Source organism: Streptomyces sp. NPDC005752 (assembly GCF_040630715.1).
Lineage (GTDB): Bacteria > Actinomycetota > Actinomycetes > Streptomycetales > Streptomycetaceae > Streptomyces.
This window is the reverse complement of record NZ_JBEXYB010000031.1, coordinates 1-17,163: the sequence shown is the minus strand read 5'-3', so window position 1 is coordinate 17,163 and position 17,163 is coordinate 1. Positions and strand designations below refer to the sequence as shown.

The window sequence follows — 17,163 nt, the reverse complement described above, 5'->3', positions numbered from 1 at the left end:
AAACGGTGTCGGTCGAAAGTGGAGATGCGTGGATGAACGGGTCCGGATCCGAAACAGCCCTGGCGCGCCTGCTCGCCGAGGCCGCACCGACGCAGCACCGCAGACTGGTGACGGACCTGGTGCGCACGGCCGTGACCGAGGCGGTCGAGGCGGCCCGGCCGGGTACCTCGCAGGCACTCGACCCGTCCGCACCGCTGGCGGAACAGGGGCTCGACTCGCTCGCCGCGGTGGACCTGCACCGGAGGCTGACCGAGCGGACCGGCCTCGACCTGCCGGTCGGCCTCGCCTACGACTGCCCCACCGTGCGCGATCTCGCCGACCGGCTGCTGGCCGGGGACCGGGCCGCGGACGAGGCCCCGCCCGAGCCGGCCGGTGACGGCCGCCCCGACGAACCCGTGGCGATCGTCGGCATCGGCTGCCGCTTCCCCGGGGGCATCGAGACTCCGGCCGACCTCTGGCGCCTGCTGATCGACGGCGGCGAGGTCCTCTCGGACTTCCCGCAGGACCGGGGCTGGGACCTGAAGCAGCTCTTCGACGAGGACCCGGACGTCCCCGGCAGCTCCTACGCCCGTACCGGCGGATTCCTCGACACGGCCACGGAGTTCGACGCCGAGTTCTTCGGCATCAGCCCCCGCGAGTCGATGGCCATGGACCCGCAGCAGCGACTGGTCCTGGAGACCTCCTGGCTGGCCCTGGAGGACGCCGGCATCGACCCCACCACACTGCGCCGCACCGCGGCCGGCATGTTCTTCGGGGCCGAGGTGCAGGAGTACGGTCCGCGCCTGCACGACGCGCCGGACGGTCTCGACGCCCATCTGCTGGCCGGTAACGCCTCCAGCGTCATCTCCGGCCGCGTCGCCTACGTGCTGGGCACCGAGGGGCCGGCGGTCACCGTCGACACCGCCTGCTCCGCCTCCCTGGTCGCCGTCCACCTGGCCTGCCGCTCGCTGCTGCAGGGCGAGTCGTCGCTGGCGCTGGCCGGCGGGGTGGCGGTGATGGGCGGACCAGGTGTCTTCACCGCGTTCAGCAGACAGCGCGGCCTGTCCGCGGACGGCCGCTGCAAGGCATTCGCCGCCGCCGCGGACGGCACGGGCTTCGCCGAGGGCGTCGGCGTCCTCGTCCTCGAACGGCTCTCCGACGCCCGCCGCAACGGCCACGAGGTGCTCGCCGTCGTACGGTCCTCCGCCGTCAACCAGGACGGCGCCTCCAACGGGCTCACCGCCCCCAACGGCACCGCGCAGCAACGGCTGATCCGCCGGGCGCTGGCTGTCGCCGGGCTCGGCCCCGCCGACGTCGACGTGGTGGAGGCGCACGGCACGGGGACCCGCCTCGGCGACCCCATCGAGGCGACCGCGCTCCTGGCCACCTACGGGCAGGGCCGTCCGGCCGGAGCCCCGCTGCTGCTCGGCTCGGTCAAGTCCAACCTGGGGCACACCCAGGCCGCCGCGGGCGTGGCCGGTGTGATCAAGACCGTCCTCGCCATGCGGCACGGGCAGGTCCCCGCCACCCTGCACGTCGACGCCCCCACCCCGCACGCCGCCTGGGCGTCCGGCAGCGTGGAACTGGTCACCGAGCCGACGCCCTGGCCGCGGACCGGCCGTCCGCGCCGGGCGGGAGTCTCCTCCTTCGGCGTCAGTGGCACCAACGCACACGTCATCCTGGAGCAGCCGGAGTCCGCGGACCGCGCCGAGGACCCGGCAGGTGTCCTGGTCCCGGACGCCGCACACCTGACCCCGGGGAACGACGCCGAGAACGGCCCGGAGTCCGACCGCGTCCACGTCCCGCTCGTCTTCCCGCTGTCAGCCCGCGGCGAGGCCGCCCTGCGGGCCCGCGCCGCCGACCTGCTGCCGCTGGCCGGCACCACGGAACCGGCCGACCTCGCCCACGCCCTGGCCACCACCCGCGCCGCCCTGCCCGACCGGGCCGTCCTCGTCGCCGCCGACCGCGCCGAGCTGCGGGCGGCGCTCACCGGCGTGGCCTCCGGCAGCACCCCCGCCGCCCCACGGGCGGGCGGTGAACTCGGCTTCCTGTTCACCGGGCAGGGCAGCCAGCGCCCCGGCATGGGCCGTGAACTCGCCACCACCCACCCCGCGTTCGCAGACGCCCTCGACGAGGTCTGCGCCCACTTCGACCTCCAGCTCCCCAGGCCCCTCAAGAGCGTCCTGTTCGCCCTGCCGGACACACCCGAAGCGGAGCTGCTGCACCGCACCGAGTACGCGCAGCCCGCCCTGTTCGCCGTCGAAGTCGCCCTCCACCGCCTGCTGGAGAGCTGGGGAATGCGACCGGACCACCTCGCCGGGCATTCCGTCGGCGAGATCGCCGCCGCGCACGTTGCCGGGGTCCTCACCCTGCAGGACGCCACCATCCTGGTCGCCGCGCGCGGCCGGCTCATGCAGGCGCTGCCCGAGGGCGGCGCCATGGTCGCGGTCCGGGCAGCCGAGAGCGACGTCGCACCGCTGCTCACCGAGTGCACCGGCATCGCGGCCGTGAACGGTCCCGCCTCCGTCGTGATCTCCGGTGACCTCGACGACGTCGAGCGCATCGCCAGCGAACTCGCCGCCCGCGGGCACGACACCAAGCGCCTGCGCGTCAGTCACGCCTTCCACTCGCCGCTGATGGAACCGATGCTGGACGAGTTCCGCCGGGTCGTACAGGTGCTGGACTACGCCGAACCCACCGTGCCGGTCGTGTCGACCGTGACCGGCGCCCCCGTCGGCCGCGAACTGTGCGACCCCGAGTACTGGGTGGAGCACGTCCGCGCCCGGGTCCGCTTCCACGACGCGGTGCGGTGGCTCTCCGACGCCGGTGTACGGACGTTCCTGGAGATCGGCCCCGACGCGGTGCTGACCGCCATGGGTCCCGACTGCGCGGACGCGCCCGGCACAGCCTTCCTGCCGGTTCTGCGGCGTGAGCGGCCCGAGGCCCGCGAGGCCCTCACCGCGTTCGCGGCGGCCCACGCCCGGGGCGTTCCCGTCGACTGGGCACGGCACCACGCCGGCCGGGACACCCGCCGCGTCGAGCTGCCCGGCTACCCCTTCCAGCGGCGTCGCTTCTGGCTGGAGCCGGGCACCCCCGCCGACGCGGCCGGACTGGGGCAGACCGCGGCCGGACACCCGCTGCTGGCGGCCGTGGTCGCGGTCGGCGCGGAGGGCGTGGTCCTGACCGGACGCCTTTCCACCCGCACCCATCCCTGGCTCGCGGAGCACGTGATCGCCGGCCGGGTGCTGATGCCCGGCACCGCCTTCGTCGAACTCGCCCTGCGGGCGGGGGACCACGTCGGCGCCACCGTGCTGGAGGAACTCACCCTCGGCGCCCCGCTGGTGCTCGCCGCGGACGAGCACGTCGCCGTCCAGGTGGCCGTCGGGGAACCCGACGACTCCGGACGCCGCACCGTCACCGTCCACTCGCGGGCCGACGAGGACGCGCCCTGGACCCGGCACGCGGCCGGCCTGCTCACCGACGCCGGCACCGCACCGGCCGCCGGCACCGCACCGGCCGCCGGCACCGAGCCGGGTTCCTGGCCGCCGCCGGACGCCGAACCCCTGGACACCACGGAGGTCTACGCGGACCTCGCCGACCAGGGCTACGCCTACGGTCCCGTCTTCCAGGGCCTGCGCGCCGCCTGGCGGCACGGCGAGGACGTCCTCGCCGAGGTCGCCCTGCCCGGGGACGCCACCGCCGACGCCGCGCGCTTCGGACTCCACCCCGCGCTGCTGGACGCCGCACTGCACGCCGCCGACCTCGACGCCCCGCCGCGCGGCGAGGTACTCCTGCCGTTCGCCTGGACCGGCGTCCGGCTGCACGCCACCGGAGCCCCGGCCCTGCGCGTACGCATCACCCGTGGCGACGGCGACACCATAGGACTGCACCTCTTCGACACCACCGGCGCACCCGTGGCCGACGTCGAGGCCATGACCTCCCTGCCGGTACCCGACGAGGACGTCCTGTACGCCGTGCGGTGGGTCACCCACCCCCGGCCGACGACCACCGCACCCCTGCGCACCGCCGTCCTGGACGGCGGTCCCCACCCGGCCGCCCCGGCGGGCGACGCGCTCGCCCGCGCCCTGGACGCGCTGCTCGACAGCCCCGCCGTGGACGCCGTGGTGTACCGCCCGGCCGGTCCGGCGGGCGACGACGCCGCCGAGGCACGCGCCCACGTCCTGGACACCCTGCGTCTCCTGCAGACCTGGCAGTCGGACGAACGGGCCTCCGGGACCCGCCTCGTCCTCGTCACCGAGCCCGGCAGCCCCGCCCACGCCGCGCTGCGCGGTCTGGTGCGCTCGGCGCAGGCCGAGAACCCGGGCCGCTACGTCCTCGTCGAGCACGAAGGCCTGCCCTCCGAGGCGGAGCTGCACCAGGTCCTCGCTGCGGAGGAGCCCGAACTCTCTCTCACGGAAGGCCGGTTCGCCGTGCCCCGGCTCACCGTCGAGCCGGCTGGCGCACCCCGGCCGGCCGCCGACTGGGGGACCGTCCTGATCACCGGCGGCACCGGCGGACTCGGCGCCCTGCTCGCCCACCACCTGGTGCGCGCCCACGGCGTCACCCGCCTGATCCTCGTCGGCCGCCAGGGGCACGCCCCCGAACTGCACGCCGAACTGACCGCGCTCGGCGCCGAGGTGACCGTGGTCGCCTGCGACGTCGGAGACCGGGAGGCGCTGCGCGACCTGCTGGACCGGCACCCGGTCGACTCCGTCGTCCACGCCGCGGGCACCGTGCGCGACGGCATCGTCGAGAGCCTCACCGACGACATGATCGACGAGGTCTTCCACGCCAAGGCCGTCGGCGCCTGGCACCTGCACGAACTCACCCTCGACCGGGACCTGTCCCACTTCGTGCTGTTCTCCTCGCTCGCCGCCGTCCTCGACGGGCCGGGCCAGGGCAACTACGCAGCTGCCAACGCCTACCTGGACGCCCTCGCCGTCCACCGGGCGGCGCACGGACTGCCCGCCACCGCCCTCGCCTGGAGCCTGTGGGCCACCGGCACGGGCATGGGCGCCGCACTGGACACCGCCGCCCTGGAGCGCGTGGCCGCGTACGGAATCCCCGGGCTGCCCGCCGAACAGTCCCTGCGGCTCTTCGACGCCGCTGTCCGCTCCGGCAGCCCCCACCTCGTCCCCGTGGAGGTCGACGCCGCCGCCGTACGCCGCCGGCCCGACGGACCGCCCCCGCTGCTGAGCGGCCTCGTCCGCCCCGTCACCCGCCGGGCCGCCGCCCACACCGCGGCCCACCAGGAGCGGGGGATGGCCGACCTGCCCGCCGCCGACCGGGAACGCGCTCTGCTGGACCTGGTCCGCACCGAGGTCGCCGCGGTCCTGCGGCACGACTCCCCGTCCGCCATCGACCCCGGACGGGCCTTCACCGAGCTGGGATTCGACTCCCTGGCCGCCGTCGAACTGCGCAACCGGCTCAACACCGTCACCGGACTGCGGCTGCCGGCCACCCTCGTCTTCGACCACCCCACCTCGCGCGCCCTCGCCGACCACGTCCAGGACGCCCTCTTCGGCACCTCACGGCCTGTTGGTGAGCCCGCCACCGGACCGCGCCCCGCCGCCGGCGACGACCCTGTCGTCATCGTCGGCATGGGCTGCCGCTACCCCGGAGGCGTCCGCTCCCCGGAGGACCTCTGGCGCCTCGTCGCCGACGGCGTCGACACGGTCGGCGACTTCCCGGCCGACCGCGGCTGGGACACGGACACCCTGTACGACCCCGAGCCCGGCACCCCCGGCCGCACGTACACCCGGGAGGGCGCCTTCCTCTACGACGCGGCCCACTTCGACCCCGGCTTCTTCGGCATCGGCCCGCGCGAGGCCACCGCCATGGACCCGCAGCAGCGCCTGCTCCTCGAGGTCTCCTGGGAGGCCCTGGAGCGCTCCGCGATCGACCCGGCGGCCCTGCGCGGCTCCCGCACCGGAGTGTTCGCGGGTGTCATGTACCACGACTACGGCACCTGGCTGACGGACGTACCCGACGACCTCGCCGCCTACCTCGGCAACGGCAGCCTGGGCAGCGTCGTCTCCGGCCGGGTCGCCTACGCCCTCGGACTGGAGGGCCCGGCCGTCACCGTCGACACCGCCTGCTCCTCCTCACTGGTCACCCTGCACCTCGCCGCGCAGGCCCTGCGGCAGGGCGAGTGCGACCTCGCCCTGGTCGGCGGCGTCACCGTCATGTCGACCCCGGACACCTTCGTCGACTTCGCCCGCCAGCGCGGCCTGGCCGCCGACGGCCGCTGCAAGTCGTTCGCCGCGGCGGCCGACGGCACCGGCTGGGGCGAAGGCGTCGGCATGCTCGTCGTCGAACGCCTCTCCGACGCCCGCCGCAACGGCCACCGGGTGCTGGCCACGGTGCGCGGCTCCGCCGTCAACTCCGACGGCGCCTCCAACGGCCTGACCGCTCCGAACGGCCCCTCCCAGCAGCGGGTGATCCGCGCCGCGCTGAGCGCCGCCGGGCTCACCACCGCCGACGTCGACGCCGTCGAGGCGCACGGAACCGGCACCACGCTCGGCGACCCGATCGAGGCGCAGGCCCTGCTGGCCACCTACGGACAGGAGAGGCCTGACGACGAGCCGCTGTGGCTGGGCTCCGTCAAGTCCAACATGGGGCACACCCAGGCCGCCGCCGGAGTCGCCGGCATCATCAAGATGGTCATGGCGATGCGGCACGGCACCCTGCCCCGCACCCTCCACGTCGACGCGCCCTCGCCCCAGGTGGACTGGACGGCGGGCGCGGTGCGGCTCCTCACCGACGAACGGCCCTGGCCCGCCCCGGACCGGCCGCGGCGCGCGGGGGTCTCCTCCTTCGGGATCAGCGGCACCAACGCCCACGTCATCCTGGAGGAGTTCACCGCCGAAGAGCCGGAGACCGCGGAGCCCGACCCGGCCACCGCGCCGCCCGTGCTCGTCCTGCCCGTCTCCGCGCGCTCGCCCGAGGCACTGCGCGGCCAGGCCGCCAGGCTGCGGGACCTGACCGGCACCGAACCCGCGGACCTCGGCCTGGCCCTCGCCACCACCCGCACCACCCACCCCCACCGCGCCGTCGTCCTGGCCACCGACGAGCCGCGGACCGCCGAAGCGCTGGACGCCCTGGCCCGGGGACACGAGGCGCCCGGCCTGCTCGTCACCGGCGCCGCCACCGACGGCACCCTCGCCCACCTCTTCTCCGGACAGGGCGCCCAGCGGCCCGGCATGGGCCGCGACTGGTACGCCACCTACCCGGTGTACGCCGAGCACTTCGACCGCGTCGCCGAACTCTTCGCCAAGCACCTGGAACGGCCGCTCGCCGAGGTGGTCCTCGGCGACCACCCCGACGTCCTGGAGCAGACCGCCTACACCCAGGCCGCCCTGTTCACCACCCAGGTCGCCCTTTACCGGCTGCTGGAGTCGTTCGGGGTGCGGCCCGCGTGGCTGGCCGGCCACTCCGTCGGCGAGTTCGCCGCCGCGCACGTCGCGGGGGTCTGGTCACTGCAGGACGCCGTGACCGCCGTCGCGGCCCGCGGCCGGCTGATGCAGGCGCTGCCCGGGGGCGGCGCGATGATCGCCGTACAGGCCTCGGAGGAGGAGGTGGAGCCGCTGCTGGACGATCGGTGCGGGATCGCCGCGGTCAACGGCCCGCGCGCCGTGGTGGTATCCGGCGAGGAGGACGCCGTCACCGCCGTCGCCGCGCACTTCGCGACCACCCGGCGGCTGCGTGTCTCGCACGCCTTCCACTCACCCCGCATGGAGCCCATGCTGGAGGAGTTCCGCCAGGTCATGGCGGCCCTCCCGGCCGCGGAACCGGCCCTGCCGATCGTGTCCACCCTCACCGGCGTCCAGGCGACGGCCGCCGAACTCGGCTCCGCCGACTACTGGGTGCGGCACGTACGGCAGACCGTGCGCTTCGCCGACGCCGTCGGGACGCTGGCCGCCCACGGTGTCGACACCTTCCTCGAGCTGGGCGCCGCACCCGTCCTGACGGCCATGGGCCCGGACTGCCTACCCGATGCCGAGGGGACCGAGTTCGTCTCCACGGCCCGCAAGGACACCGCCCAGGTCCCCGGCCTCCTCGCCGCGCTCGCCGCCGTGCACACCCGGGGCACGGACGTCGACTGGCCGGTCCTTTACGACGGTTACGCGGGCCGCCGCACCGAACTCCCCACCTACGCCTTCGAGCACCGCCACTACTGGCTGCCGACGACCGCGGCCAGGGGCGACGCCGCAGGACACGGGCTCGCCACCGCCGACCACCCGTTCGTCAGCGCCAGACTGGACCTGCCCGGTGACGGCGGACTGCTGCTCACGGGACGGATCTCCACCGCCACCCACCCGGTGCTCGCCCAGCACGCCGTGCTCGGATCGGTGCTGGTACCGGGCGCCGCTCTGGTCGATCTCGCCCTGCACGCCGGCCGGCTGACCGGCCGGCCCGTCCTGGAGGAACTCACCCTCCAGGCCCCGCTGGCGCTCCCCGGGGACGGCGCCGTACGCCTCCAGGTCGCCGCGCGGCCCGACGGCTCCGTGGACATCCACTCCCGGCCCGCGAACGCACCCGAGGACGAGGGATGGACGCTCCACGCGACCGGCACCCTCACCGCCACCGGCGCCCTCACCGGCACGGAAACGGCAACGGACGTTGCCTGGCCGCCCCCGGGCGCCGTCCCGCTCGACACCGGCGGCCTCTACCCGCGCCTGCACGGCGAGGGCTACGACTACGGGCCCGTCTTCCGCGGCGTACGGGCCGCCTGGCGGCTAGGCGACACCGTCCTGGCCGAACTGGAACTGCCCGCCGACGCACGGCAGGACGCCGCCCGGCACACCCTGCACCCCGCGCTGCTGGACTCCGCCCTGCACACCACCTCTCTCACGGAGGAGGGCCCCGGCGACGACACGCCCGCCGGTACGATCGCCCTCCCCTTCGCCTGGACCGGGGTCACCGCGCACGGCCGGGGGGCGCTCACCGCACGCGTCCGGGTCACCCCGGGCGAGGAGGGCACCCGGCTCGAACTCACGGACACCGAGGGCAGGCCGCTGGCCACCGTCGAGTCCTACGTCACCCGCCCCGTCACCGCCGACCGGCTCACCGGACGCGTACGATCCCTCTACGTCATCGAGCGCGAACCGCTGCCGGAATCCGCAGGCCGCCCGGAGCGCCGCACCTGGGCCGTGCTCGGCCCCGACGACGCCGGCCTCGGCGCCCCCGCCCACCCCGGACTGGCCGCGATCGACGGCCCCGTGCCCGATGTCGTCGTCCTCCCGGTACGCGCCCCCCACCATGACGCGGAGCAGGTGCCGGGGGCGGTGCGCGCCACGCTGGACGCGACGCTCGCGACCGTCCAGGAGTGGCTGGGCGACGACCGATGGTCCGGCTCGGTGCTGCTGGTCCTCACCGCCGGCACCCTTGCCGACGCCGCCGTCCACGGACTCGTACGCGCCGCCCAGGCCGAGGACCCGGACCGGATCGTCCTCGTCGGCCGGACCGGGCCCGACAGCTCCGTGCCCGACCGTGCCGCGCTGGCCGCCGTCCTCGACTCCGGCGAGCCGGAGGTGTTGTGGCGGGACGGCCGCGCCCACGCACCGCGCCTGACGCGTGCCGCGGAACCGGACGCCCCGCACACCGGCCGCCCCTGGGGCACCGTCCTCGTCACCGGCGGCACCGGCGGGCTCGGCGCCCTGGTGGCCCGCCACCTCGTCACCCGGCACGGTGTGACCCGCCTGGTCCTCGCCGGCCGGCGAGGACCCGACGCGCCCGGCGCCGCCGAACTGGCGCACGACCTCGCGGCCCTGGGCGCCCGCACCGACGTCGTCGCCTGCGACGTCTCCGAACGGTCCGCACTCGCCGCACTGCTGTCCGCCCACCCCGTCGACAGCGTCGTGCACACCGCCGGCGTACTCGACGACGGACTGGTCCCCGCGCTCACCCCCGAGCGCCTGGACACCGTGCTCCGGCCGAAGGCGGACGCAGCCTGGCACCTGCACCGGCTCACCCTCGACCGGGACCTGTCCCGCTTCGTGCTGTTCTCCTCGGCCGCAGGAACCATCGACGCCGCGGGCCAGGGCAACTACGCCGCCGCCAACGTCTTCCTCGACGCCCTGGCCGCGCACCGCGCCGAGCTGAACCTCCCCGCCACCTCGCTCGCCTGGGGCCTCTGGGCCGGCAGCGGCATGGGCGCCGGCCTCGACCAGGACGACGTACAGCGCATCGAACGGTCCGGTATCGGCGCGCTCGACCCGGCCGAAGCACTGGAACTCCTCGACGCGGCCCTGGAGTCCGGGCACCCGGCCCTGGTGCCGGTCCGGCTGGACACCGCCGCGCTGCGCCGCCGAGGTGACGACGTACCGCCCGTGCTGCGCACCCTGGCCGGTGTCACCGCCCGTGCGGCGCAGGACGACCGGACCCGCACACTCGGCGAGCGCCTGGCCGGGCTGCCGGAGGCCGACCACGGGCACACGGTGCTGGAAGCGGTCCGCACCGAAGTGGCCGCGGTCCTCGGCCACGACGGACCCGCGGCCGTCGACCCCCGGCGTGCCTTCACCGAGCTGGGCTTCGGCTCACTCGCCGCCGTCGAACTGCGCAACCGGCTCAACGCAGTCAGCGGTCTGCGCCTGCCCTCCACCCTCATCTTCGACTACGCCACCCCGACGGCCCTGGCGGACCACCTGCTCGACCGGTTCGCCCCGGACGCCGGCCCGGAGCCCGCCGACCCGCAGGCCGACGACGAGGTGCGGGACCTCATCGCCCGCATCCCGGTCGCGAGGCTCCGCGAAGCGGGACTGCTCGACGGACTGCTGAAACTCTCCGGACCCGCACCGGCGGTGGCCGCCGCCGAGCAGCCCATGGACATCAAGTCCATGGGCGTGGCCGACCTGGTGAGGGCCGCCCTGAACCGCAGCACCCCCCAGTGACCCGCCCCGGTGCCGGACGACGCGCCGCGTCCGGCACCGGCGATCCACGTCCGGCGCACCCCCACCGCACCTCCACCTTCACCGCATCATCAGCGCCGCCGAGTCAGCAGGGAGCGACACCGACCGTGGACACATCTGTCGAGCAGATCGTCGAGGCGCTGCGCGAGGCCATGCTCGAGAACGAGCGGCTGCGCCGGGCCAACGACCGGATCTCCGAAGCCGCGCACGAGCCCGTCGCCGTCGTCGCCATGAGCTGCCGCTACCCCGGCGGCGTCAGCACGCCCGAACAGCTGTGGCAGCTCGTCGACGCCGGAGTGGACGCCGTGGGCGACTTCCCCGCGGACCGGGACTGGGACGTCGACGCCATCTACGACCCCGACCCCGACGCGCCGGGCCGCACCCACGTGCGCGAGGGCGGATTCCTCCACGACGCACCGCGGTTCGACCCGGGGTTCTTCGGCATCAGCCCACGCGAGGCCGTCGCCATGGACCCGCAGCAGCGGCTCCTGCTGGAGACCGCCTGGGAGGCGTTCGAACGCGCCGGCATCGACCCGCACACCCTGCGCGGCAGCCGCACCGGCATCTACGCCGGCGTCATGTACCACGACTACGGCAGCTGGCTCACGGATGTTCCCGAGGGCGTCGAGGGTTACCTCGGCAACGGCAACCTCGGCAGCGTCGCCTCCGGCCGCGTGTCCTACACCCTCGGACTGGAGGGCCCGGCCGTCACCATCGACACCGCCTGCTCCTCCTCCCTGGTCGCCCTCCACCTGGCCGTGCAGGCCCTGCGCACCGGTGAGTGCGGCCTCGCCCTGGCCGGCGGAGTGACCGTCATGTCCACCCCCGACACCTTCATCGACTTCTCCCGCCAGCGCGGCCTCGCCCTGGACGGCCGCTGCAAGTCGTTCGCGGAGGGCGCGGACGGCACCGGCTGGGGCGAGGGCGTGGGGATGCTGCTCCTGGAGCGGCTGAGTGACGCCCGTCGCAACGGCCACAAGGTGCTCGCCGTCGTGCGGGGCACCGCCGTCAACCAGGACGGTGCCTCCAACGGCCTGACCGCCCCCAACGGCCCCTCCCAGCAGCGCGTCATCCGCGCGGCCCTCGCCGACGCCCGGCTCGAACCCCGCCAGGTCCACGCCGTGGAGGCACACGGCACCGGCACCCCGCTCGGTGACCCGATCGAGGCCCAGGCGCTCCTGGCCACCTACGGCCAGGACCGTGAGGAGCCGCTGTGGCTGGGCTCGGTGAAGTCCAACATCGGGCACACCCAGGCCGCCGCCGGAGTCGCCGGAGTCATCAAGATGGTGATGGCCATGCGCCACGGCCGGCTGCCCCGGACCCTGCACGCCGGACGGCCCACCACCCAGGTCGACTGGGAGGCCGGTGCCGTCGAACTGCTCTCCGAGCCGCGCGAGTGGCCGGCCCCCGGGGAGCTCCGCCGCGCCGCAGTGTCCTCCTTCGGGATCAGCGGCACCAACGCCCACGTCATCGTCGAGGCGGCACCCGACCCCGAGCCGCGCGACGAGGAGCCGGTCTGGGACCGCCCGTTGCCCCTGGTGCTGTCCGCCCGTGACGAGCCGGGACTCGCCGCGCAGGCCCGCCGTCTCCTGGACCACCTGGAGACCGGCACCGACCCGGTGCCCGACGTCGCCCACACCCTGGCCACCACCCGCGCCGCCCTGGACCGGCGGGCCGTCGTCGTCGGCGCGGACCCGGCCGCCGTGACCGCGGGCCTCACCGCCCTGGCCGACAGCGACCCGGCGTCCGGTGTGGTGCGCGGCGCGCCGGCGGGGGAGTCCCGCATTGCGTTCGTCTTCCCCGGACAGGGCTCCCAGTGGGCAGGCATGGCCGCCGACCTGCTGGACGCCTCCCCGGTGTTCGCCGCCACCATGGCCGACTGCGCCGAGGCCCTCGCGCCCTTCACCGACTGGGACCTCCTCGGGACCGTGCGCGAACGCCGCCCGCTGGAACGGGTGGACGTCGTACAGCCCGCACTGTGGGCGATCATGGTGTCGCTGGCCGAGGTGTGGCGCGCGCACGGCGTGCGTCCCGCCGCCGTCATCGGCCACTCCCAGGGAGAGATAGCCGCCGCCTGCGTGGCCGGCGCCCTCAGCCTCTCCGACGGGGCCCGCGTCGTGGCCCTGCGCAGCCGGGCGATCGCCGAGGCACTCTCCGGCCTGGGCGGCATGATGTCGGTGGCCCTGCCCGAGTCCCGGGCACGGGAACTCGTCGCCGCCCACGACGGGCGGGTCTCCGTGGCCGCGGTCAACGGCGCCTCCTCCGTGGTGCTCTCCGGGGACGCCGACGCCCTCGACGCCCTGCGCGGGACGATCGTCGCCGACGGCGGACGCGCCAAGCGACTGCCCGTGGACTACGCCTCGCACTGCGCCCACGTCGAGTCGATCCGCGAACGGCTCCTCACCGACCTCGCGGACGTGCGGGCGCGGCCCGCCGACGTGCCCTTCTACTCCACCGTCACCAACAGCGTGCTGGACACCACCACGCTGGACGCCGGCTACTGGTACACCAACCTGCGCCAGGGCGTCCTGTTCGAGCCGACCACACGGACGCTGCTGGCCGCCGGCTACGGGGTGTTCGTCGAGTGCAGCCCGCATCCGGTCCTGCTCAACAGCATCGAGGAGACCGCCGACGCCGCCGACGGGACCGTCACCGGCCTCGGCTCCCTGCGCCGCGACGACGGAGGCGCGGAGCGCCTGCTCACCTCGCTGGGCGAGGCGTTCGTGGCCGGCGTACCGGTCGACTGGGCCCCGGTGTTCGCCGGGATGCCGGTACGGACCGCGGACCTGCCCACCTACGCCTTCCAGCGTGAGCGCTACTGGCTCGGCCGGTCCGCGGCCACCGGCGACGTCACCGCCGCAGGCCTCCGGAGCGCCGGTCACCCGCTGCTGGGCGCGGCCGTCCCGGTCGCCGGCGGTGGCACCCTGTTCACCGGCCGGCTCTCGCTGTCCACCACACCCTGGCTGGCCGACCACGCGGTCTCCGGCACCACCCTGCTGCCCGGCACCGCCCTGGTGGAGCTGGCGCTGAGCGCCGGCCACGACCTCGGCTGCGGACACGTCACCGAACTCACCCTGCAGGCACCCCTGCTGCTGCCCGAGCGGGGCGCCGTCCAGCTCCAGCTGCACGTGGCCGCCGCCGACGCCCAGGGGCACCGCGCGGTGACCGTCCACTCCCGCCCCGAGAGCGACGACGAGGCCGCCTGGACCCAGAACGCGTCGGGCCTCCTCGCACCGCAGGCCGCTCCGCCCGCCTTCGACCTCGCGGCCTGGCCGCCGCCCGGCGCCGAACCGGTCCCGGCGGACGACGCCTACGGCCGACTGGCGGCCCTCGGCTACGACTACGGGCCGGCCTTCCAAGGCCTGCGCGCGGCCTGGCGACGCGGCGACGAGACGTACGCCGAGGTCGAACTGCCCGCCGAGGCGGGCGGCTTCGCCCTCCACCCCGCGCTGTTCGACGCCGCCCTGCACGCCGACGGCCTCGGCACGCACGGTCAGGGGACGGCCCGGCTGCCCTTCGCCTGGACCGGTGTGTCGCTCTACGCGGCCGGGGCCACCGCCCTGCGGGTCCGCCTCCGCGGCGGCGACACGCTGTCCCTGGAACTGGCCGACCCCACCGGTGCCCCGGTCGCCGCCGTCGAGGCCCTGGTCTCCCGCCCGGTCGACGGCGGAGCGCTGGCCTCCCCGGTCCGCGCCGACGACCTGTACCGGCTGGACTGGCCCGCGGTGCCCGTACCGGATGCCGCGACCCCCGCCCACGGCGTCCTGACCGAGGGCGGCACGGCCGCGCTCGCACCGCTGCCCGACTGGGTGGTCCTGCCCGTGGCCGGCGGCGACGACCCCGCGGCCTCGGTGCGCGAGGAGACCGGACGGGTCCTGAACGCGCTGCACGACTGGCTGGCGGACGACCGGACGGCCGCCGCCCGTCTGCTGGTCCTCACCGCGGGCGCCGTCACCACCGGCGAGGAGGGCCCCGTCGACCTCGCGGCCGCCGCCGTGTGGGGCCTCGTCCGCGCCGCCCAGGGCGAACACCCCGACCGCGTCGTCCTCGTGGACACCGCCCCCGGGACGGTGGACGGCGACGACCGGATCGCAGCCGCAGTCCGCGCCGCCGCCGCGAGCGCCGAACCGCAACTGGCCCTGCGCGGAGACACGGTCCGGGTGCCCCGGCTGGCCCGCGCCGTCGTACGGGGGAGCGCCGCCACGCTCGACCCCGACGGCACCGTACTGATCACCGGCGGGACCGGCGTGCTCGGGGCCGTGGTCGCCCGGCACCTGGCCACCGCACACGGCGTGCGCCGCCTGCTCCTGGCCGGGCGCAGCGGCACCTCCGCGGACGACTTCGCCGACCTCGCCGAGTCGGGCGTCCAGGTCGTCGTCGCCCGCTGCGACGCCGCCGAACGCGAGCAACTGGCCGCCCTCCTGGCCGAAGTACCCGCCGCGCATCCCTTGACCGCCGTGGTGCACCTCGCGGGTGTCCTCGACGACGGGCTGGTCACCGACCAGACCCCCGAGCGCCTGGACGCCGTGCTGCGCCCCAAGGCGGACGCCGCCTGGAACCTGCACGAGCTCACCCGGGACGCGGACCTGGCGGCGTTCGTCCTGTTCTCCTCGGCCGCGGGCACCGTCGACGGAGCCGGCCAGTCCGGATACGCCGCCGCCAACGCGTTCCTCGACGCCCTCGCCGCGCACCGCGCCTCCCTGGGGCTGCCGGCGCTCTCCCTGGCCTGGGGCTTCTGGGAGCAGCGCACCGGCATGACCGCCCATCTCACCGACGCCGACGTCGAGCGCATGACGCGCGCCGGGGTCCGGCCCCTGCCCACCGAGGAGGGACTGCGGCTGCTCGACACCGCGCTCGCCTCCGACGAGCCGCTGCTGCTGCCCATCGGCCTGGACCTGCGGGCCCTGCGCCGTGCCGACGGTGTACCCGCCCTGCTGCGCGGCCTGCTGCCCGCCCCCGTCCGCCGGGCCGCGGCCGCCCGTGCCGCCGGGTCCTCGCTCGCCGACCGGCTGGCCGCCCTGGGCGCCGCCGAACGGGACGCGGAGCTGATGGAGCTGATCCGTACCCAGGTGGCCGCCGTCCTCGGCCACGGCAGCGACATGGTGCTCGACCCGCGCCGCTCCTTCCGCGAAGCGGGGTTCGACTCGCTGACCGCGGTCGAGCTGCGCAACCGCCTGGGCGGCGCGGTCGGCCTGCGGCTGCCCGCCACCCTCGTCTTCGACCACCCCGACGCCGACGCCCTGGTGAGGTATCTGAGGACGGAACTCCTCGGCGCCGACGCCGGGGACGCCCCCGGGACCGTGGCACCGGGGACGGAACTGGCGGCGGACGAACCCGTGGCGATCGTCGGCATGGCCTGCCGCTACCCCGGCGGTGTCACCACCCCCGAGGAGTTCTGGCGGCTGCTGGCCGACGGCGGGGACGGCATCGGCGACTTCCCGGAGGACCGGGGATGGGACCTCGACACCCTGTACGACCCGGAACCCGGCAAGCCCGGCCACTGCAGCACCCGCTCGGGCGGATTCCTCCACGACGCCGCCGACTTCGACCACGACTTCTTCGGCATCGGCCCCCGCGAGGCCCTCGCCATGGACCCGCAGCAGCGGCTGCTGCTGGAGACCTCCTGGGAGGCCCTGGAGCGCGCCGGCATCGATCCGCACAGCGTGCGCGGCAGCCGCACGGGCGTTTTCGCAGGTGTCATGTACCACGACTACGGCAGCCGGCTGCGCGACGTCCCCGAGGCCGTCCGGGACTACCTCGGCAACGGAAGCCTCGGCAGCGTCGTCTCGGGCAGGGTCGCCTACGCCCTCGGACTGGAGGGCCCGGCCCTCACCGTCGACACCGCGTGCTCCTCGTCCCTGGTGGCGCTGCACCTGGCCGCCCAGGCGCTGCGGCGCGGCGAGTGCACCCTGGCGATGGCCGGTGGTGTCTCCGTGATGTCGACCGTCGACACGTTCGTCGACTTCAGCAGGCAGCGCAACCTCGCCGCGGACGGCCGGGTCAAGTCCTTCTCCGACGCGGCGGACGGCACGGCTCTGTCCGAGGGCGCCGGTGTGCTGGTGTTGGAGCGGTTGTCGGATGCGCGGCGGTCGGGGCATCGGGTGTTGGCGTTGGTGCGGGGGAGTGCGGTGAATCAGGATGGTGCGTCGAATGGTCTGACGGCGCCTAATGGTCCTTCGCAGCAGCGGGTGTTGGGTCAGGCGTTGGTGTCGGCGGGTGTGTCGGCGGCTGATGTGGATGTGGTGGAGGCGCACGGTACGGGGACGGAGTTGGG

The 17,163-nt window shown here is 75.4% G+C and carries 2 protein-coding genes; both read left to right on the top strand.

The annotated features are described in order from the left end of the window. The first annotated feature begins 32 nt into the window (after positions 1 to 32). On the top strand, positions 33 to 10,871 hold the full coding sequence (locus ABZ441_RS24515) for a type I polyketide synthase (RefSeq protein ID WP_358977873.1): 10,839 nt from the start codon (positions 33 to 35) through the stop codon (positions 10,869 to 10,871). Between the two features lie 125 nt (positions 10,872 to 10,996). Continuing rightward, on the top strand, positions 10,997 to 17,163 hold a 6,167-nt coding region (locus tag ABZ441_RS24510), incomplete at its 3' end, for a type I polyketide synthase (protein ID WP_358977871.1).

Bases quoted from the DNA above. Each gene is read 5' to 3' on its own strand.
- ABZ441_RS24515 (WP_358977873.1), top strand. From the start codon at position 33: ATGAACGGGTCCGGATCCGAAACAGCCCTGGCGCGCCTGCTCGCCGAG.